The 19490-nt window shown below is 70.3% G+C and carries 17 protein-coding genes; 4 read left to right on the forward strand and 13 right to left on the reverse strand.

All coding sequences use genetic code 11. The features are described from left to right. Positions 1-51: 51 nt before the first annotated feature. Both AB0C02_RS00165 and AB0C02_RS00170 read right to left on the reverse strand, forming a co-directional pair. The gene (locus AB0C02_RS00165) at positions 52-456 is read right to left on the reverse strand and encodes a roadblock/LC7 domain-containing protein (protein WP_357539472.1); all 405 of its coding nucleotides are present in this window, start codon (positions 454-456) and stop codon (positions 52-54) included. Further along, complete coding sequence (locus tag AB0C02_RS00170) at positions 453-3908, reverse strand: nitrate- and nitrite sensing domain-containing protein (protein WP_357539474.1); 3456 nt, start codon at positions 3906-3908, stop codon at positions 453-455. The genes AB0C02_RS00165 and AB0C02_RS00170 overlap by 4 nt, the downstream gene beginning before the upstream one ends. A 361-nt stretch (positions 3909-4269) precedes the next feature. Here AB0C02_RS00170 and AB0C02_RS00175 point away from each other — a divergent pair, with 361 nt between their 5' ends. After that, the gene (locus AB0C02_RS00175; protein ID WP_357539475.1) at positions 4270-4710 is read left to right on the forward strand and encodes an ATP-binding protein; all 441 of its coding nucleotides are present in this window, start codon (positions 4270-4272) and stop codon (positions 4708-4710) included. Here the strand turns inward: AB0C02_RS00175 and AB0C02_RS00180 are convergent, their stop codons facing one another. Beyond that, positions 4711-5787, reverse strand: a complete 1077-nt coding sequence (locus tag AB0C02_RS00180; protein ID WP_357539477.1) for an adenosine deaminase — start codon at positions 5785-5787, stop codon at positions 4711-4713. 138 nt (positions 5788-5925) lie between these two features. Here AB0C02_RS00180 and AB0C02_RS00185 point away from each other — a divergent pair, with 138 nt between their 5' ends. Further along, positions 5926-6843 (forward strand): putative RNA methyltransferase, encoded by a 918-nt coding sequence (locus AB0C02_RS00185; RefSeq protein ID WP_357539479.1) that lies wholly within the window; start codon positions 5926-5928, stop codon positions 6841-6843. A gap of 7 nt (positions 6844-6850) precedes the next feature. Here the strand turns inward: AB0C02_RS00185 and AB0C02_RS00190 are convergent, their stop codons facing one another. From AB0C02_RS00190 to AB0C02_RS00235, 10 genes are all read right to left on the reverse strand, one after another. Then, a complete protein-coding gene (locus AB0C02_RS00190) occupies positions 6851-7531 on the reverse strand; it encodes a DUF4272 domain-containing protein (protein ID WP_357539481.1) in 681 nt (226 codons plus the stop codon). 97 nt (positions 7532-7628) lie between these two features. Continuing rightward, the gene (locus AB0C02_RS00195) at positions 7629-8909 is read right to left on the reverse strand and encodes a thymidine phosphorylase (RefSeq protein ID WP_357539483.1); all 1281 of its coding nucleotides are present in this window, start codon (positions 8907-8909) and stop codon (positions 7629-7631) included. Between the two features lie 139 nt (positions 8910-9048). Beyond that, positions 9049-9750 carry a cytidine deaminase gene (locus AB0C02_RS00200; protein WP_357539485.1) on the reverse strand — a complete coding sequence of 234 codons (702 nt, stop codon included), beginning with the start codon at positions 9748-9750 and terminating at the stop codon, positions 9049-9051. Positions 9751-9885: 135 nt separating this feature from the next. Then, the gene (locus AB0C02_RS00205; protein WP_357539487.1) at positions 9886-11166 is read right to left on the reverse strand and encodes an ABC transporter permease; all 1281 of its coding nucleotides are present in this window, start codon (positions 11164-11166) and stop codon (positions 9886-9888) included. Positions 11167-11169: 3 nt separating this feature from the next. Further along, positions 11170-12513, reverse strand: a complete 1344-nt coding sequence (locus tag AB0C02_RS00210; protein WP_357539489.1) for an ABC transporter permease — start codon at positions 12511-12513, stop codon at positions 11170-11172. Then, on the reverse strand, positions 12510-14186 hold the full coding sequence (locus AB0C02_RS00215) for an ABC transporter ATP-binding protein (protein WP_357539491.1): 1677 nt from the start codon (positions 14184-14186) through the stop codon (positions 12510-12512). The genes AB0C02_RS00210 and AB0C02_RS00215 overlap by 4 nt, the downstream gene beginning before the upstream one ends. An 84-nt stretch (positions 14187-14270) precedes the next feature. Continuing rightward, positions 14271-15344, reverse strand: a complete 1074-nt coding sequence (locus AB0C02_RS00220; protein WP_357540943.1) for a BMP family ABC transporter substrate-binding protein — start codon at positions 15342-15344, stop codon at positions 14271-14273. A gap of 1055 nt (positions 15345-16399) precedes the next feature. Further along, a complete protein-coding gene (locus tag AB0C02_RS00225) occupies positions 16400-16741 on the reverse strand; it encodes a hypothetical protein (RefSeq protein ID WP_357539493.1) in 342 nt (113 codons plus the stop codon). 187 nt (positions 16742-16928) lie between these two features. Then, entirely contained in the window at positions 16929-17684 is a 756-nt protein-coding gene (locus AB0C02_RS00230; protein WP_357539495.1) for a 2'-5' RNA ligase family protein, read from the reverse strand. Continuing rightward, entirely contained in the window at positions 17635-18435 is an 801-nt protein-coding gene (locus AB0C02_RS00235; RefSeq protein ID WP_357539497.1) for a GntR family transcriptional regulator, read from the reverse strand. Before AB0C02_RS00235 ends, AB0C02_RS00230 begins: the two co-directional genes overlap by 50 nt. A gap of 222 nt (positions 18436-18657) precedes the next feature. Between AB0C02_RS00235 and AB0C02_RS00240 the strand changes: the two genes are divergently transcribed. Both AB0C02_RS00240 and AB0C02_RS00245 read left to right on the forward strand, forming a co-directional pair. Next, positions 18658-18945: a hypothetical protein gene (locus AB0C02_RS00240; protein ID WP_357539499.1), complete on the forward strand. Its 288-nt coding sequence runs from the start codon at positions 18658-18660 to the stop codon at positions 18943-18945. Between the two features lie 256 nt (positions 18946-19201). Continuing rightward, complete coding sequence (locus AB0C02_RS00245; protein ID WP_357540946.1) at positions 19202-19489, forward strand: hypothetical protein; 288 nt, start codon at positions 19202-19204, stop codon at positions 19487-19489. Position 19490: the final 1 nt, after the last annotated feature.

The following is a 19490-nucleotide window of genomic DNA, read 5'->3' on the forward strand; positions in this document are numbered from 1 at the left end:
CCGTCGTTGTCGTAGTTGTTGCCGCTCCTGACCCACCGGTCAGCGCGTCGGTCAGCCCATCATCCCGACAGCCGTACGTGGCTGCGGGGTCAGTGCGTCGCCCACCCGGTCGACGAGCAGGGCCATCTCGTAGCCGACCTGGCCGACGTCGGAGCTGCGCGCGGCGAGGACCGCGAACGACGAGCCGTCCGAAATCGACATCAGGAACAGGAAGCCGTTGTCCATCTCGACGACGGTCTGCAACACCGCCCCGCCCTCGAAGCAACGGGCCGCGCCCTGGGTCAGGCTGACCAGGCCGGACGAAATCGCCGCGAGCTGGTCCGCGCGGTCCCGCGGAAGGTCACGGGACGCGGCGAGGAGCAGGCCGTCGGCGGAGACCGCGACCGCGTGCGCCACACCGGGTACCCGGTCGGCGAAGTTGGCTAGCAGCCATCCAAGATCCTGCGTAGTAGTCATCCTTGTTGCTCCTTCTGCCCGCTCCCGGCCACCGGGCCTGAGCCAGACTGCGAGGACTGCCCGCCCGGAGTCGCCTCCGGGCCGGTCGTGTTGCTGTCGGACGGGTGGTTACGCCCCCGCTGCACGCCCCGATGGTAGGCCGAGAGCAGGCCCCGTACGCCCTCCGGCGTCCGGCGCTGCGCCGACGGGCTCGGCTTCTCGACGCCACCCGGCACGAGCTGCGCCATCGGCACCCGCTTGGGCAGGCCCTGCTGGGTGGTCTCGGTAACCGGCACCTCGGTGGCCGCCGAGGCGGCCCGCCAACCGTCGTCGGCCGAGGTCTGCCAGCCGGCGGTCTGCTGCGGCACCCGCCGGTTCGGCAGTGCCTCGGCGGAACCGGGACGCAGGCCCCCGTTCGACGATCCGTTGTCGCGCGGGGCTCCGCCGGCCATCGGAGTGTGTGCCATCGGCGTGTTACCTGTCGTCCCGGGTGTTGGTTGCTGGACGGCCCGACCGGCGGTGTCGACCTTGGCGAACTGCTGGGTCGGGGCGCTCGTTGCCGTGGCCGGCTCCTCCGGCCCCGGCCGCCGGGTACGGAACCAGGCAGACTCGAGCTCGCGGAAGATCGGCAGCTCCATCGTCTCGTCCGCGTACCGCTGCTGGTTGGCCGCCTGCTGCGGCGCGGGCGCCGGCCGGCTGACGGCCGGCGGCGTCTCCGGGCGGGGCACCCGGGGCAGCTCAGTGGTCATGTCGAGACCGGCGGCGAGGCGCTCCGGCACCGGCGGGGCGGCGGCCGGATCGGGCGCGGAGACCGGCGGCCAGGCCGGCGGCGCGCCGACGGTCGGCGCGGGGGTCGGCGGGACCGGACGCGGCGGCAACTGGCCGAACGGTGGCGCGGAGACCGGCGGGACCGAGGCGGGCGCGGCCGACACCGGCTGGCCGGAGACCGGCAAGGCGGAGACGGGTGCGCCGGAGATCGGCGGCAGCGGCGGCGCGGAGACCGGCGGCACCGGCGGCGCGGACACCGGCGGCAGGCCGTACGGCCATGCCTCGGGGCTGCTCGGCAGTTGCCGCGGGACGGCCGGCTGCTGGCCGGTGCTGGTCGGGTCACCTTCGGCCGGGCTGCGCCGCTGCGGCAGCGGGTCGATCGACTGGCCGTTGGACGGTCGCGGGGCGAAGGCGTCGCCGCCGGCGAGCCCGGTGGCGCCGGTGAGGTCGGACCAGGCCGGCATCGACCGGGCCCCGCCAGCTGTGGCCGGGGTGCCGGAGCCGTTGTGCGGCGCCGGGTCGAAGGCGCGTCCGCCGACCGTGACCTGGTTGCCGGACGCGCCGAGGGCCGGGGGCGGCGGGGTGTTCGGGCCGCTGCCGAAGGCGGCCAGGGCACCGAACGCGGGGGCCGGACCGCTCTGCTGGGGTGCGGCCGCGCCGGCCGGCAGCGCGGCTGCCGGCTGGCCCCGGCCGGCCAGGGCACGCGGCACCAGCACCGACGTGGGCAGGGTGACGTCCGCCACCGTGCCGCGGTCGGCACCGGGTCGCAGCTCGACCTTGACGCCGTGCCGGGATCCCAGTCGTGCGACCACGACCAGACCCATCATCCGGGAGACCGCGACGTCCACCTGCGGCGGAGTGGCGAGCCGCTCGTTCAGCTCGTGCAGCTGCTCCGGGCTGATGCCGATACCCCGGTCCTCGACGTAGAGCGAGGCACGGTCGCCCATCCGCCGGGCCTCCACCATCACGTGCGAGTCCGGCGGGGAGAAGGCGGTGGCGTTGTCGAACAGCTCGGCGACCAGGTGCACCATGTCGTTGACCGCATGCGCGGCGACCTCGATGTCCCGGTCGATCACGCCGAATTCGATCCGGGTGTAGTGCTCGACCTCGGACTGGGCGGCGCGGAGCACGTCGATGAGGGCGGCCGGCTCGCGCTGCACGCGGGTCGAGTCCGCGCCGGCGAGGACCAGCAGGTTCTCGTCGTTGCGACGCATCCGGGTGGCCAGGTGGTCGAGCTGGAACAGCTCGGCCAGCCGGTCCGGGTCCTCCTCGCCGCGCTCCAGCCGGTCGAGGTGGCCGATCAACCGGTCGACCAGGATCTGCGACCGGCGGGCCAGGTTGACGAACATCGTCGCGACGGACGCCCGGAGGGCGGCCTGCTCGGCGGCGGTGCGGACGGCCTCCAGGTGGACGGCGTTGAACGCCTCGGTCACCTGGCCGAACTCGTCCTTGCTGCGGATCGGCAGCGGCTCGGCGATCTGGTTGGCCAGCTGCACCGGGGAGAGCTGGCCGGTGACCTGCGGATCCCGGAGGCGGGCCACGGCCTGCGGGAGGCCGTACTGGGCCACCGAGAGGGCGCCCAGCCGCAGCTCGCGCAGCGATCGCGCCATCGAGCGGGCGATCAGGTACGCGAAGAGGATGGACAGGAGCAGCATGCCGAGCAGCAGGCCGGTCTCCAGGAACACCTGACTCTGCGTGTTCGAGCGGAGCTGCTCGGCCTGCCGGACCACGTTGTGGTCGAGCTTCGACTCGACCGCACGGATCTGCCGGGCGTAGGCCACCATGGCGGCGTCCCACTGGTCCGGCCCGAACGACACATCGGCCAGGTTGCCGTCGACGCTCTCGGTGATCTGGGAGGTGTACTTCCTCGCCTCACGCAGGTCGGATTCGGCGACGGTCTGGTCGTAGAACTCGGCGTCGGCCTGGGTGGCGACCGCCCTGAAGGTCTCCAACGCCTGCGTCTGGCCGGTTTGGCTGGCGATGAACTGCTGCTGCAGCATCGGGGTGAGGCTCTTGCCCACCAGCGCCTGGTGGACGACCACCCGACGCTGGGACAGGTACTCGCGTTGCCGGGCAACCGCGGCGGCGGCGCGCATCTGGTCGCTCAGGTCGTTGTCACCGGCCAACTGAGTGCCCGAGTCCCGGATCGCGAGGAGGTTGTTGATCAGAACCTCGTACGACTTCTCCGCCTCGTTGATGCTCAGTTTGCCGTTGTAGACCTGGCTACGGGTGCCCGGGAGGTCGGCGAGACCCTTGTCGATGTCGGCGAGCAGGGCCTCGAACTTCCTCGGCAGGTTGTCGATGGCGGCCCGCTGCCGGGAGTAGGGCCCCTTGCTCTGGTCGACCCGGGAGGTGGCCCGGCTGTAGGCCTCCTGGTATTGGGCGCTGGACTGGACCCGCTCGGCCTTGCTCTGGCCTGGGCGATCCGCGCCGAGCCAGAGCACCGCGGAGACCCGCTCGTCCTGCAGGGTGTCGACCAGGTCACCCGAGTAGCCGATCAGGTTGGCAAGGTCGCCGGCCCGGTTGGCATTGTTGAGTGTCCCCAGGTGGCTGACCAGGCTGTTCGTGCCCACCAGGACCGTGGCGATGGTCGGCACGATCAGAATCAGACCGAGCTTGGACCAGATCGGCATGTCGCGGAGCCGGCTGGCCGGCCGGCGCAGACGCGACAGGAAGGAGCCCGCCGTCTTTGGTCGTTTGCTCACGTCACCGCCCTCGCATTTCCGCGTCCGAACGTCACCCGCGGGCAACGCCGAGCGACCGACCCGGCGGGTCGGACCTCCGAGATTCCATCACGCCGGTCCCCAAAGAGAAAGCCCAGGTTGTCCCTCACCGAAGGTGTGATGAGATGTTGATGCAATTTGATAGCAATCCGTCTGGTCGGAGTTACTCGAAGTAATGGAACACCCTCACCGCGTCGTCCTTCTCGCCGGCCCTTCCGGCTCGGGAAAGTCGTACATCGCGCAACGAACCGGGCTTCCGGTGCTCTGCTTGGACGACTTCTACAAGGACGGCGATGACCCTACGTTGCCACGCCGGAACGGACATGCGGACTGGGAGTCACCGTTGTCCTGGGACGCGGGCGCAGCGGTGGAAACAATTGCCCGACTGGCTCGGGACGGCAAGGCCGATGTGCCGGTTTATGCGATCGGCGCGGACCGAAAGGTGGACACCCGGCCGTTCGACGTCGCTGGGTCGCCACTTTTCGTCGCCGAAGGGATCTTCGCCGCCGAGATCGTCGAGGAGTGCCGTCGCCGCGGTCTGCTCGCCGGGGCGTACGCGCTGCGCCGACCGCGCGGGGCGACCTTCGTCCGCCGGCTCGCCCGCGACCTGTCCGAGCAGCGCAAGACGCCCCGGGTGCTGATCCGGCGCGGGATCACCCTGCTGCGTGCCGAGCCGGCCGTGCTGCGCCGGCAGACCGGTCTGGGCGCCGAGGCGGCACGGGCCCGGGAGGTGCTGCGCCGGGTGTCCGCCCTGCTCGCCGGCCACCCACACGCGCAGCCGTGATCAGCCGATCAGCTTGGCGTACGCCGGCTTGATCACCTCGTCGATGATCTTCAGTCGCTCGTCGAACGGGATGAACGCGCTCTTCATCGCGTTGATCGTGAACCACTGGAGCTCCTTCCAGCCGTAGCCGAAGGCCTCCACCAGCAGCGCCATCTCCCGGGACATCGAGGTGCCGCTCATCAGCCGGTTGTCGGTGTTGACTGTCACCCGGAAGCGCAGGTCGCGCAGCAGCCCGATGGGGTGTTCGGCGATCGACGGCGCCGCCCCGGTCTGCACGTTCGACGAGGGGCACAGCTCCAGCGGAATCCGCTTGTCCCGGACGTACGCGGCCAGTCGGCCCAGCACCGGCGACGGCCCCGGGGTGATGTCGTCGACGATCCGGACGCCGTGGCCGAGCCGGTCCGCGCCGCACCACTGGATCGCCTGCCAGATCGACGGCAACCCGAACGCCTCGCCGGCGTGGATGGTGAAGTGGAAGTTCTCCCGCTGGAGGTATTCGAAGGCGTCCAGGTGCCGGGTGGGTGGGAAACCCGCCTCGGCGCCGGCGATGTCGAAGCCGACCACCCCGGTGTCCCGGTGCCGGACGGCCAACTCGGCGATCTCCTGCGAGCGGGCGGCGTGCCGCATCGCGGTGAGCAGGGTGCCGACCCGGATCGGCGTGCCCGCCTCGGCGGCCAGGGCGCTGCCTTCCGCGAAGCCGGCCACCACTGCCTCGACCACCTCGTCGAGGGTCAGGTTCTGCTCCAGGTGCTGCTCGGGAGCGAACCGGACCTCCGCGTAGACCACGCCGTCGGCGGCCAGGTCGAGCGCGCACTCACGGGCGACCCGGCGCAGCGCGGGCGCGGTCTGCATGACCGCCACGGTGTGCGCGAACGTCTCCAGGTAGCGCTCCAGCGAGCCGGAGTTGGCCGCCTCGACGAACCACTGGCCGAGCGCCGCCGCGTCGGTGGTGGGCAACTCGTGGCCGACCTCGGCGGCCAGCTCGACGATCGTTGCGGGCCGCAGACCGCCGTCGAGGTGATCGTGCAGCAGCGCCTTCGGGACCTTGACGATGTCCTCGTACCGGATTGCGACCATGCTCAGACACTATCCACCGACGGCCCGGCCCCCACACGGGACCGGACCCCGGCTCGGCGGTGTCGGCCACGCGGCCGGAGCGGTCACGCCGCACGAGCCGTTTGGCTGACGCGTCAACGACTGGGTTAGGGTCGGGTCATGGACGGCCGGATCCTCGACCGGCTGCGCTGCCCGGTCTGCGCCGAGCCGCTCACCGAAACCACCGCCGGCACCGCCCGCGCGCTCCGCTGCCCGCGCCGGCACAGCTTCGACATCGCCCGCCAGGGGTACGTCAACCTGCTCGCCGGCCGCGCCCCACACAGTGGGGACAGCGCCGACATGGTCGCCGCCCGCGCCGACTTCCTCGCCGCCGGCCACTACGACACCGTCGCCGCCGCGCTCGCCGCCACCACCGCCGAGGTGCTCGCCGCCACCACCGCCGAGGTGCTCGCCGCCACCACCGCCGAGGTGCTCGCCGTCACCGCCGCCGAGGTGGTCGCCCCGTACCCCATGGTGGTGGACGCCGGGGCCGGGACCGGCTGGTACCTCGCGGCGGTGCTGGCGGCGGTGCCGGACGCCGTCGGCCTGGCCCTGGACGTGGCCAAGCCGGCGCTGCGCCGCGCGGCACGGGCCCACCCGCGCGCGGCAGCGGCGCTCGCCGACACCTGGCAGCGACTCCCGCTGGCCGACGCCTCGGCCGCCGTGCTGCTGAACGTCTTCGCGCCACGCAACGGCCCGGAGTTTCACCGGGTGCTCGACCCGGCGGGCGCGCTGCTGGTGGTCACCCCGGCCGCGGATCACCTCGCCGAACTGGTCGACGCGCTCGACCTGCTCCGGGTGGATCCGGCCAAGTCGGACCGGGTGGCCGGCAGCCTCGGCGCGCACTTCACCGAGGAATCAGCCACCGAGCACCGGGCCCGGCTGACGCTGCGCCGCGCCGAGGTGGCCACCCTGGTCGGCATGGGGCCGAGCGCCTGGCACACCGACCCGACCCGGCTCGCCGAACGGATCGCCGCGCTGCCCGAGCCGGTGCCGGTGACCCTCGCCGTCCGGCTCGGCGTGCACCGGCCCCGCTGATCGTTGCCTACGTGGACAGGTCGACTTCTTCCCAGCCCGGCGGCTCGTCGTGGTACGGCCCGCGCAGCACCACCGCCCACTCCAGCGCCCACCGGCGCTGCCCGATCGCGTTGGCGTCCACCAACCCGGGCAGTGCCCGGCCGGTGCGCTCCGACTCCAGGTAGGCCCAGTCCAGGCAGTAGTGCAGGTCGAGCAGGGCGGCGGCGTCGGCCGGATGCTGCGGCGCGGCCAGGATCCGGGCCCGCCACTGCGAAAAGGTCTCCCCGCCGACGAGGTTCGGCATCCGCTCGACCAGCCGTTGGTCCACCGGCACGGTCGGATCCAGCTCCTTGGCCAGCCCCAACACCCAGGCCAGCGAGAAGAGCGCGTCGTGGTGCAGCACGAACGAGCGGTGGTCGCCCTTGCCGCCCATGACGAACTGCCACTCGGGTGGGGTCACCGTGTCGACCAGGTGCGACTCCAGCAGCCAGCTCATCGCCGCCTGCGCGGGCATCCCGAAGCAACGGGCCAGGATCAGGTGCAGGACCGCGATCCGCGCCTCGATCTCGGCTGTCGGACGCAGCTCGACCTCGTCCCCCGGCTCCCACACCAGCGGGAACTGCGGCGGCGGCAGCGGAAGACCCAGCCGGGACAGCTCGTCGAGGCTCGCCTCACGAACGGCCCGGGGGTCGGGAGCAGGTACGCGCACGGCTCATTCCTGTCTGCTCGCGCCGATCGGTCCCCCCTTGGCCAGGCAGAATAGCCGCTCGTCGGGGCCGGCACCACGGCCGGAGCCGAGCGGACGATCAGCCGATCCGCTCGATCACCAGTGGCGTAGCGGCCGGGGCCGCCGGGGCGATCCGGACCGCCCGCCCCGCCTCGGCCAGCGCGGCCGGGATCCGCTGCGCGTGCTCGGCGCGCAGCTCGTAGAGGGGCTCGCCGGCGCGTACCGGGTCGCCGGGGCGCTTGTGCAGCACCACGCCGGCCGGGATGCTCACCGGGTCCTCCTTGCGGGCCCGACCAGCGCCGAGCCGCCAGGCGGCCACCCCAATCGCGTACGCGTCGATGCCGGCGACATAGCCGTCCTCGTCGGCGCGGACCACCTCGACCTCGTTGGCCGTCGGCATCGGCGCGTCCGGGTCGCCACCCTGCGCCCGGATCATCGTCCGCCAGGAGTCCATCGCCCGGCCGTCGCGCAGCGCCGCCGCCGGGTCGGCGTCCGGCAGGCCCGCCGCGTCGAGCATCTCCCGGGCCAGTGCCAGGGTCAGCTCCACCACGTCGGCCGGGCCGCCGCCGGCGAGCACCTCGACCGACTCGGTCACCTCGACGGCGTTGCCGATCGCCAGGCCGAGCGGGGTGGACATGTCGGTGAGCAGGGCGACCGTCCGCACCCCGTGCGCCTTGCCCAGCTCGACCATGGTCCGGGCCAGCTCGCGGGCGTCGTCGACGGTCTTCATGAACGCGCCGGAGCCCACCTTCACGTCGAGCACCAGCGCGCCGGTCCCCTCGGCGATCTTCTTGCTCATGATCGAGCTGGCGATCAGGGGGATGGCCTCCACCGTGCCGGTGACGTCGCGCAGCGCGTACAGCTTGCGGTCGGCCGGGGCCAGCCCGTCGCCGGCCGCGCAGATGACCGCGCCGACGTCGCGGAGCTGGGCGATGAACTCCGCGTTGCTCAGCGCGGCCCGCCAGCCGGGGATCGACTCCAGCTTGTCCAGCGTGCCGCCAGTGTGGCCGAGACCCCGGCCGCTCAGCTGCGGCACCGCCGCGCCGCAGGCGGCGACGAGCGGGGTCAGCGGCAGGGTGATCTTGTCGCCGACGCCGCCGGTGGAGTGCTTGTCCACGGTCGGCCGGGTCACCGGCGAGAGGTCCAGCCGCTCGCCACTGGCGATCATCGCGGCGGTCCACCGGGCGATCTCCGGCCCGCTCATGCCGCGCAGCAGGATCGCCATGGCCAGCGCCGACATCTGCTCGTCGGCCACCAGCCCCTTGGTGTACGCGTCGACGACCCACTCGATCTGCCCGTCGCTCAGCACACCCCCGTCCCGCTTCGCCCGGATAACGTCAACCGCCGTAAAAGCACTCACCACAAGTTCCAATCAGTAATCGGGCGCGGTCGAACCCACCCGCGAACGGTGACCACCGAGGAATCGGGCCGAGGGTGACCGGCGGAGGGATCAAGCCTGACCGCCCGGAGCCGGGCACCCTCGGCCCGATTCCACCAGCTCAACCCCAACGAACCGGAATCTCCAGCGGAGGCTCGCCTTCTCCGGCCCAGAAGATCGTGCCCGACGCGTCGACCACGACGACCCGGGGCGTACGCGCCAGCCCCCAGGTGATCGCCTCCGCCGGGTCGCCCCAGGCCGGGCCCTCCTCCAGCACGCCGGTCTCGGCGCCCTCGGTGTCGCCGGCCGACCGCTCCCAGTACGCCGTCCAGACCTGCTGCCCGGCGGAGAGGTCCGGGTGCACGAAGACGGTGCCCCGGCCCCGCCAGGCGGCGAGCCGGTCCGGCACCACGGGCACCGGATGCTCGCCGGTCACCGCCTCCAGGTCCTCGACGCCGAAGGCATGCGGCAGCAGCTCGGCCATGCGCAGCGGGCCGCCCTTGGCCTCGATCAGGCACTCCGGGCCGCCCTGCTCCCACAGCAGCTGGCGGCACCGGCCGCAGGGCATCAGCGGCTCGCCGGTGGCGTCGACGCAGGAGAGGGCGACGATCCGGCCACCGCCGGTGGCGTGCAGCGAGGAGACCACCCCGCACTCGGCGCAGAGGACCACGCCGTACGCGGCGTTCTCCACGTTGCAGCCGACCACCACCCGGCCGTCGTCGACCAGGGCGGCCGCCCCGACGGGGAACTTCGAGTACGGCACGTACGCGTGCCGCATCACCTCGGTGGCGGCGGCCCGCAGCCGCTCCCAGTCGATCTCCATCACATCTCCCATTCTGCCCAATTCCTGCAGATCAGGCCCGGCCCGGGCGCCGACGGTGGTCGCCGACACCGAGCACGGCCCGGAGACGGGCGTGCCCGGCGAGCCTTCCCGCCGGGCACGCTGCGTCGCGGGCGGTCAGCCCTTGATGTACGGCTTGCCGTCGGCGGCCGGGGCCCGGACCTTGCCGACCAGCCCGGCCACCGCCAGGATCGTCGCCAGGTACGGCAGCATCGCCAGGAACTGGCTGGGGATGCTGCTGCCGACCGCGCCCAGGTACGTGGCGAGCTGGTCGGCGAAGCCGAAGAAGAGCGCCGCGAGCAGCGCCCCGGTCGGGCTCCACCGGCCGAAGATCAGCGCGGCCAGGGCGATGAAGCCCTTACCGCCGATCATGTTCTTGGTGAACGAGTACATCGCCAGGGTGTACGAGGCGCCACCCACGCCGGCCACCAGCCCCGCCATGATCACGTTGCGGTAGCGCAGCCGCAGCACCTTGACGCCCAGCGTGTCCGCGGCGGTCGGGTGCTCCCCGACCGAGCGGGTCCGCAGCCCCCACCGGGTACGGAACAGCCCGATGTGGATCACCAGCACCAGCAGCAGGCCGAGGTAGAGGAAGATGTTGCCCCGGAACAGCGCCGGACCGAGCAGCGGGATGTCCTTGAGCAGCGGGATCTCCCAGTTGCTGAACCGCGGGGCGTTGTTGTACTTGAGCGCGTCCCGCTGCATCAGCCGCTCGTAGAGGAAGCCGGTGACGCCGACCGCGAGCAGGTTGAGCACGATGCCCATGACCACCTGGTCGACCAGGTAGCGGATGGCGAACACGGCGAGCAGCAGCGAGATGAACGCACCGCCGATGGCGGCGGCGACCAGCCCGACCCAGACGTTGCCGGAGAGGCTGCCGAAGAGCGCGCCGGAGAAGGCGCCCATCAGCAGCTGGCCCTCGATCGCCACGTTGACCACGCCGGACCGCTCGCAGAGCACGCCGGCCAGCGAGCCGAAGATCAGCGGCAGGGCCAGGATGAACGTGCCGCGGACGACGTTGACCAGCGGCATGAAGTTGCTGCCCGCGGGAGCGGCGGAGACCTGCCAGCAGAGGAAGCTCACCACGAAGGCGACCAGCCCGACGCCAAGCAACAGGGTGAACCAGCGCTTCGGCACCCCGGCGAGCAGCGCGGCGCCAGCCGCAGCGGCGATGACCCCGAACAGGATCGCGCCGGTCGTGCCGTGGATCGTCAGGGCGGCACCGCCCTCGGTCTCGCTAAGCGTGAACCGGGCCTCCTGGTCGGTGGCGAACGCCCCGAAGAGCACCGCCGCGAGCACGCCCAGCCCCAGCAGAACCGCACCGATCTTTCGGGTCCGGGTCCAGAAACCCTCGTCGACCGTGGTGACGGCGACGTCGGGGACAGTCATGGTGGTCATGCCTCACCAGCCCTTCGCGAGGCTCGTCTGCAGCCGGGCCGCGCGGGCGGCCCGGAGCTGGAAGATCGCCTTCACCAGGGCCGGCGCGGCGATGAAGATGACGATGAGCGCCTGGAGCACGGTGACCAGTTCCAGAGAGATACCGGAGTACGACTGCATCCGGTTGCCGCCGGCCTGGAGCGCGCCGAAGAGCAGCGCGGCCATCAGCACACCCCACGGCTTCACCCGGCCGAGCAGCGCGACCAGGATCCCGTCGAAGCCGATCTGCGCGACCACCTGTGGGGTGAGCGAGTCGGCCGTCGAGCCGAGCACCATGTTCGAGCCGCCGAGGCCGGCCAGCAGACCGGCGATCACCATGACCAGCACGTACGTCTTCGTGACGCTGATGCCCGCGGTCCGGGCGGCGTCGGGGTTGGCGCCGACCGCGCGCAGCTCGAAGCCGAGCGTCGAGCGGTTGAGCAGCCAGGCGACGAACCCGGTGGCCAGCACCGCGACCAGGATGCCGGCGTGCACCCGCAGGTCGCCGCCGAGCAGCCGGGGCAGCTGGGCGGAGGCGTCGACCGGCTTGCTGATCGCGTCGGCGCGGTCCGGGCTGTGCACCCCGTCCTGCAGAATGATCCAGGCCAGGAAGTAGACCGCGACGTAGTTCAGCATGATCGTGTTGATCACCTCGTGGGCGCCGGTCCGTGCCTTGAGGATGCCCGGGATAAAGCCCCAGATCGCACCGCCGACCGCGCCGGCGAGCAGCGCCACCAGCAGATGCACCCCCGGCGGCAGCGGCAGCGCGAAGCCGGCGGCGGCGGCGAGGACGACGCCGATCGTCGCCTGGCCCTGGGCGCCGATGTTGAACAGGCCGCCGCGGAAGGCGAGCGCCACCGACAGGCCGGTGAAGACCAGCGGCGCGGCGTAGGTGAGCGTCTCCGAGATCGGGCTCAGCGCGGCGGTGAAGCCGGACGCGTCCGGGTCGAAGATGGCGCCCTTGAACAGGTTCGCGTACGCGTCGCTGACCACGGCCCAGCTCGAGTTGAGCGCGTCCGCCGGCCGAGCGGTGATGTAACTGTAGGTGGCCAGCACGTCCGGGGCGGAGGCGATGATCAGCACCGCGCCGACCAGCATCGCCAGCAGCACGGCGAGCACGGTCACGGTGACCGTGTTCGCCGCCCAGAGGTTCTCCAGAAACAGCCGGCCCAGCGAAGGGCGGGGCTCGGCGGCGGGCTCCTTGGTCGCGGTGGCGGTCACCGCATGCTCGCCGTCGCCGGCGCGCGGGGTCGGGATCGCCCGCGCCTCCCGTGTGTCGGTCGCCGACTCCTGGTCCGGAGAGCCCGAGACCGCATTGGGGTTGCTCATGCCTCTTCCTCGTTGCCAGGGCCATCGGTGGTCGCCGTGGCGGTGTCCGGGGTGATGCCGGCCATCAGCAGGCCGATCTCCTCGCGCGGGGTGTCCGGGCCGACCACGCCGATGACTCGGCCGCGGTACATCACCGCGATCCGGTCGGCCAGGCCGATCACCTCGTCCAACTCGCTGGAGACCACCATGACCGCGGTGCCGATGTCCCGCTCACGGATCACCCGGCTGTGGATGAACTCGATCGAGCCGACGTCGACACCCCGGGTGGGCTGCGCGGCAATGAAGAGCTTCAGCGGCCGGGACAGCTCCCGGGCCACGATCACCTTCTGCTGGTTGCCACCGGAGAGGGTGCCCACCGGCGAGTCCGCCGAGGAGGTGCGGACGTCGAACTGCTCGATCCGCTCCTTCGCCGACTTCGCGATGGCGTCCGGCTTGAGCGACAGGCCCTTGCCGAACGGCGGCTGGTCGTAGATGTCCAGCACCAGGTTCTCCGCGACCGAGAACTCCTTGACCACGCCGTCAACGCTGCGGTCCTCCGGCACGTAGCCGACGCCGGCGCGCAGCACCTTCTTGGTCGGCCAGCCGTGCACGGCCTCGCCGTCCAGGGTGATGGTGCCGGCGAGCGCGGGTCGCAGGCCCATGATCGTCTCGATCAGCTCGGTCTGGCCGTTGCCCTGCACGCCCGCGATGCCGAGCACCTCACCGGCATGCACGGTCAGGTCGACGCCGTCGACCGCGCGCACCTGCCGGTCGTCGTCGACGACCAGGCCGGCCACCTCGAGGATCGGCTTGCCCGGCTTGGCCGGCTGCTTGTCGACCGTCAGCCGGACGCTGCGGCCCACCATCAGCGCGGCCAACTCGTCGCGGCTGGCGCTCGGCTCGGCGGTGCCCACCGTCTTCCCGCGCCGGATCACCGTGATCCGGTCCGCGATGGCCTTCACCTCGCCCAGCTTGTGGGTGATGAAGACGATCGACTTGCCGGCCGCCTTGAGCGACCGCATGACCGCGAGCAGTTCCTCGGTCTCCTGCGGGGTGAGCACCGCAGTGGGCTCGTCGAGGATCAGCAGGTCGACGTCGCGGGTGAGCGCCTTCACGATCTCCACCCGCTGCTGGATGCCGACCGGCAGGTCCTCGATCACCGCATCCGGGTCGACCCGGAGGTTGTACCGCTCGGAGACCTCGGCGACCTCGCGCCGGGCGCGGCGGCGGTCGAGGAGGCCGGTGAAGCCACCCTTGACCTGCTCCGCGCCGAGCATGACGTTCTCCGCCACGGTGAACACCGGCACCAGCATGAAGTGCTGGTGCACCATGCCGATCCCGGCAGCGATAGCGTCCGACGGGCCCTTCAGCTTCAGCGGCTCTCCGTCGACCAGGATCTCGCCCTCGTCGGGCTGGTAGAGCCCGTAGAGCACGTTCATCAGGGTCGACTTGCCGGCGCCGTTCTCGCCGAGCAGGGCGTGGATCTCTCCAGGCTCCACCGTCAGGTCGATGTGGTCGTTCGCGACCAGATCACCGAACCGCTTGGTGATGCCGCGCAGTTCGAGTCTCAGCGCAACCTCCGGGAGTGCGAGCGATCGGGCAGCGTAGCCGCTGCCGCGCCGGCCATCGAGCCGGATCGGTTCCTTGCGGGTAAGGGGGGACCGGCCGCCCCGGCGCCGCGGGGCTTGTCCCACGTACGTCGAGGCGGCCGATGCGTCGTGCCTGGTGCCCGCCGGCCTCCGCTACCGATGCCCTCGGTGCGGTGGCCGGCGGACTGGTCACTCCGTGACCGGCTGGGACTTGGAGGTGACCTTGATGGTGCCGTTGCCGATGTCCGCCTTGATCTTGTCGAGGTCGGCCTTCAGGTCCGCCGGGACCTTGCCGTCGAACTCGTGGAACGGGGCGAGCGACACGCCGTCGTTGGCCAGGGTGCCGACGTAGCCCGGCTTGGCCTGGAGCTTCTCGCCGCTGGCGGCCTTGAGCACGGCGTCCTTGACGGCGCCCGGGATGTTCTTGACGACCGTGGTCAGCAGCGCCGGGCAGTTCGGGGTGCTCTCGCAGCCATCGGTGTCGACCCAGATCGCCGAGTACTTGCCACCGGAGGCCTGGGCGGCGGCGGTGGTGCCGAGGCCCGAGCCACCGGCGACCGGCATGACGATGTCCGCGCCCTGGGCGACCAGCGCGTCGGAGACCTTCTTGCCGTCGTCCTGCTTGTCGAAGGAGTTGGAGAAGGAGCCCTTCTGGGCCGCCTTGTCCCAACCGAGGAGCTGGACGTTCTTACCCTTGGCCTGGTTGTAGTAGGCCACGCCGTCGGCGAAACCGTCCATGAAGATGGTCACCGGCGGGATCGGGATGGCGCCGTAGGTGCCGACCTTGCCGGTCTTGCTCATCCCGGCGGCCAGGTAACCGGCCTGGAAGGCCGCCTGGGTGGTGTCGAACTGCATCGGGTAGATGTTGTCCAGGCCCGGGTTGGCGTCCACGATGCCGAACTGCTGGTCCGGGTGCGCCTCGGCGGCCTTCTTAGCGGCCTTCTCCATCAGGCCACCGACGGCCAGGATGAAGTCGCACTTCTGGTTGACGTAGCCGTTGAGGTTGACCTCGTAGTCCGCCTCCTGGTGCGAGGCGACGTACTTGATGTCGATGTTGCTGTTGGCCTTCTTGGCCGCCTCAAGGCCGGCCCAGGCGCCGGCGTTGAACGACTTGTCGTCGATGCCGCCCGTGTCGGTAACCATGCAGGCGGTGTACTTCTTCCCGCTGGCACCACCGGCGTTGTTGTCCTTGGGGGCCTCACCACACGCGGCGGCGCCCAGCACGAGGCCACCCGCCACGAAAGCGGAGGCGACGATCCGCATCCCACGCACAGAGCGCAAGACGACTCCTTCCCATTGCACACCGCGTCGTGCGCGGTGGCAGCCCTTTCGCCGGCCTGCGGTATGCCTGCCGGCGTCCCACGTTACGGACGGGAGCGTACGCCCGCGCCCACCCACCGGCCGCCAATCGTGCACGACTGTTGGGCGTCCGTTACCCCTACGTAACCCTCGGGTGGGGCAAATCACTGATCCTTCTGCGGAACCTACCGAAACCTCCCATAGTCCAACCCGCCATGATGTCCGCCTGCTCGGCAGGCAGCCCTGGCCTGCTTGACCAGCACTCTGATAGACAGGTTCGCCACAGAGCGCAAACGTCGAGAGGCGACCGGACTAACGCCAGCCTCGCTCGCGGAAACGTTCATCGCCCTGAGCACCGATAGGCACACCAGCTGTTCCCAATTTCCAAATACACGATTGAGCCGGACCGCCACTGCGGCCCGGCTCAATCGCTTAGCAGTTCAGCCAATCGCTATTATCTTAACGGTGGTCGATACCCATGAGACCACTGTAGTACAAGACCGAATCGCTCGCCGTAGAGTATTTCCCGGAGTTGTACTTCTGCCACGCACCAAAACGCCACGTACAACCGCGCTGATCACAGAATTCGCCCTCGACCCGAAACTCGGTGTAACCACTCCTCGTGCCGTCACACTTGATGGAGATCGAGCGCGCCTGGGCCGGCGGCCCGTCGCAGACGAGAGTCAGGATCGTCGCACTAGATGCCTGAACAGGCCCAGCAGGCATCAAAACTCCAGCCACAAGGGCGGAGCAAAGCAATACATTACGAAGCAGTCGACCCATCACTTGCCTCCCCGTTCTTTGAATCAAGGCGACCCAAACACGTCGATCGAAAGATCAAGCTAGCAGGAGCCGGCATGATCGTCAATGCCCGGTAGGCGGCGGGGTGTGAACCGTCACCCACCCGCGCATTGGCTCCCCTCTTGGCTTAACCATCCCTCCGGCACAATTTCCCGAAATGCCGGAGACTGCTCGCGAAGTTCGTACCCACTGCCAGCGCCTTCTCTCGCCGAGCACCGTCAGTGCCAGAAGACCGCCACCGCCGCGTTGGCCAGGGTCAAGCCGATGATGGCGAGGAAGTGGCCCCGGTTGACCGACTCCCGCTTGCGGGAGAAGAAGACCATGACGAAGATCATCAGCGCGAGCGCCAACTTGGTAACAAGTTTCGCCGGTGCCGGCTCGTGCCCGTCGCGCAACGGCGCGGCCAGACCGATTCCGGTCAACAACCCGATCACCGAGCCCCAGAGCATGGCCGCGTTGATCCGCAGCCGGCCGCTGACGTACTGGGCGATCGATCCACCGAGCAGCATCGCGAACCCGATCAGATGAACGTAGAGAAGTACCAGCCGAAGAGTTTCCACGTCGCCCATCCTCCCGCATCAACGACGGCTTGTAGTAGTCGGCCACCGAGCCGCCGTCATATCGTGATCTCGCCGAGTCCGAGTGTGCCGTGCGGAGAGCCGACTCGCATTCGGGAGCGATCTGAGCTGCCCGGTTGACGGCGCCTTCTCTCTGCCTGCGAGCTCGCCAGATTGATCCGCTCATGGATCAGAACCGCGAGCTGCGCCCGCTCGGGCCTGGCGGGCATCTGTCCTCCCCGTCCGCGCCGATGCGAAGCGGGACAGCTTCCGTCCACTCGTACATCCGATGATCGCGATCGAACCGCAGCAGGTCGACCTGGTCAAGCACGACCGGGACGGGCTCGGTTTCGACGTTGTTGAGCGCACTGGCTATCGGTTCGGCGTCCTGCCTCGCGTTCGAGTACGCGATGCTGACGTGTGGCCGGTACTCGGCGGCATCTCGGGGCAGTTGCTCGACTCGATCATCGCCCAGCACGCCAGCGATGACCTCGTGCACGACGGCTCGCAGGGCCCTGATTGGCTCGGGCGGGTCGGCCGGCAGATAGACCGCCTCAGGCCGGACAATCGGCCGGTGGAAGGTCACCACCGATGGAGTCAGCGCGACAAGGCGATCATGAAGCTTGCCTGTCAGCTCGACCACCTCGCTGTCCGCTACCTCGTCCACGAAGCCGATCCCCTGCAAGGTCAGGTGAAGCCAGCCAGGCGGGATCAGGTCGAGCGTCGAGAGTCTGCGGAGGCCGGCCTGGTACGCCTCGACCAGCCGAACCAATGAGGTGTGGCGAACCATGCTGAGGTGACAGGCGTAGAAGTGCCGGCCCGGCCGCCACCCAGGGCGCCACCACCAGTGGTCACGCATCCTGTCGACGTGGTCGACTCTGCTTATCTCACCCCTGCTAGACATCCGAGAGCCCACGGAGGTCCTCAGACCGCTCGGGGAGTTCATATTCGTCGATGATTTCGACGCAGTCCGCGGGCCACACCGACTCGGATACCTCAAGCAGCGTGTGGTCAGCCGCACGTGCGACATGCACGAGGTGCAGGACACCCCTACTCGGAGCGATCTGCAGCGCCTCCGCCTCGGCCGTGCTGGGCATCCTCCAGTACCAGTGATCGCGAGCGTGCGCGTATCGCTTACCGCTCAGATCCTCCATGCAGAGGAACAACGCCTTCGGCACGACCTCAGGTGCTTCCAGCAAGGAGCCCTCGGCGAAGGACAGCGGCAGGTAGCTTGCGCCCAACTCCTGAGGCTTGCCGGTCTCTCGGTCAAAGAGAGTGCGGCGACGGACGAGCATCTGGGTATCGGGGTCAAGTGCGGCCAGCAACACGATGCGTTCTGGCGGCGCGACGCGCCCGACCTCGGTGATCTCGTGGCGAAGGTGGGACGTGAGCAACTGATGATCGTTTCGGGCCCGGCCGTACCGAAACCGCGAACGACGCTGGAGCCGCCGGCTCTGGGCGACGAAGGTTCCCACTCCGTGCCGCGCTTCCACCAAGCCCTCGCCTCGGAGCACCCCGATCGCGTTTCTCAGCGTCTGCAGCGACAGCCCGGGGAAAATCAGCCGGAACCGCTCCAGCAACGCGGCCTCGGCAGGCAACCGTTCACCCGGGCGGTAGATCCCGTCCTTGATCTCACGGCGCACTTCATCCGCAATGCGCTGATACTTCGGAGCCTTCGCGCCGAGATCACTGGTCATCGCCACCTCCCCGCTGAAGCCTAATCCTCTAGAGGACTTGACGGCCGACCCGGGCAACCATAACGTGACCAGACATAGTCCTCTAGAGGACTAGAGGTGACCGGACTTCCGGTCTTGGACTGGCCCGGGGCGGATGCCGGGCTCCGGCCGATCATGCGCGCACGGCCGACCCCGCCCGTCTCGGTGCCGCACCCTGACGAGAGGTGGAACAGCGTGCGGTCAGTGGTCGATGAACCGATCGACGCGATGGAAAAGGTGATCGGCGAACTACCGATGCCGTGGGTCGTCACGGCAGAAGACGTCAAGCTCGCCATCCGGGCGGTGCTGGTCCACGCACCCGAGGAGTGGCCCACCGGCCCGCTGTGCCGCAGCGACCGGACCCCGTACCCCTGCCTGCTGCACCGCTGGGGACGGCGGGTGCTGCACTCGCGCGGCCTACCCGACGACGTGATCGACAAGCTGACGGCCGACAGCGAGGCGCTGGTCCGCGTACCGGATCGGGGGTGGTGACGATGTGGTCGCGACGGAACGCGGGGCCGGTGCCGCTCGCCCCCCGGCACCGACGGACCTGGCGCCGCGGACGGCGCTGGTGCTCCTGCGGCCTGCGCTGGACCGCCTGCCCGGACCGACATGCGCCGGTCCCCACCGAACCGCCCACACCGCCACCGAACAACCGATGGTGGAACGAGGTAACCGTCGCGAACCCGCAGGTCGGGCGAGCCGGCTGGCTCACCCCGGCCCAAACCTGGCGAGCCAACGGCGGCCGCTGGTGACCAGGCCACACACGCCGATCCGGCCACTCTGGCTCTGCCGCGCCTGCACCGCGCCCTGCCCGACCGCCCGGCTCACCCTGCTCCACGAGTACGCCAACGACCGGGTAGCGCTCCTGGTCTACCTCGGCGGAATGCTGCACGACGCAGCCGGCGAGCTGCGCATCCTGCACCCGGACGACAGGCCCGAGCCGGGACAGCTCTTCAACCGCTTCCTCGGCTGGGCCCGCCGACCGGCCGCCGGCCCGCCCGGCCTACTAAACGAAGCGGAAGCCTCGGATTAGC

The organism is Micromonospora sp. NPDC048999, assembly GCF_040649295.1.
Classification (GTDB): domain Bacteria; phylum Actinomycetota; class Actinomycetes; order Mycobacteriales; family Micromonosporaceae; genus Micromonospora.

Bases quoted from the DNA above. Each gene is read 5' to 3' on its own strand.
- AB0C02_RS00165 (WP_357539472.1), bottom strand. From the start codon at position 456: ATGACTACTACGCAGGATCTTGGATGGCTGCTAGCCAACTTCGCCGAC.
- AB0C02_RS00180 (WP_357539477.1), bottom strand. From the start codon at position 5,787: ATGGTCGCAATCCGGTACGAGGACATCGTCAAGGTCCCGAAGGCGCTG.
- AB0C02_RS00185 (WP_357539479.1), top strand. From the start codon at position 5,926: ATGGACGGCCGGATCCTCGACCGGCTGCGCTGCCCGGTCTGCGCCGAG.
- AB0C02_RS00200 (WP_357539485.1), bottom strand. From the start codon at position 9,750: ATGGAGATCGACTGGGAGCGGCTGCGGGCCGCCGCCACCGAGGTGATG.
- AB0C02_RS00205 (WP_357539487.1), bottom strand. From the start codon at position 11,166: ATGACCACCATGACTGTCCCCGACGTCGCCGTCACCACGGTCGACGAG.
- AB0C02_RS00210 (WP_357539489.1), bottom strand. From the start codon at position 12,513: ATGAGCAACCCCAATGCGGTCTCGGGCTCTCCGGACCAGGAGTCGGCG.
- AB0C02_RS00220 (WP_357540943.1), bottom strand. From the start codon at position 15,344: ATGCGGATCGTCGCCTCCGCTTTCGTGGCGGGTGGCCTCGTGCTGGGC.
- AB0C02_RS00230 (WP_357539495.1), bottom strand. From the start codon at position 17,684: ATGAACTCCCCGAGCGGTCTGAGGACCTCCGTGGGCTCTCGGATGTCT.
- AB0C02_RS00235 (WP_357539497.1), bottom strand. From the start codon at position 18,435: ATGACCAGTGATCTCGGCGCGAAGGCTCCGAAGTATCAGCGCATTGCG.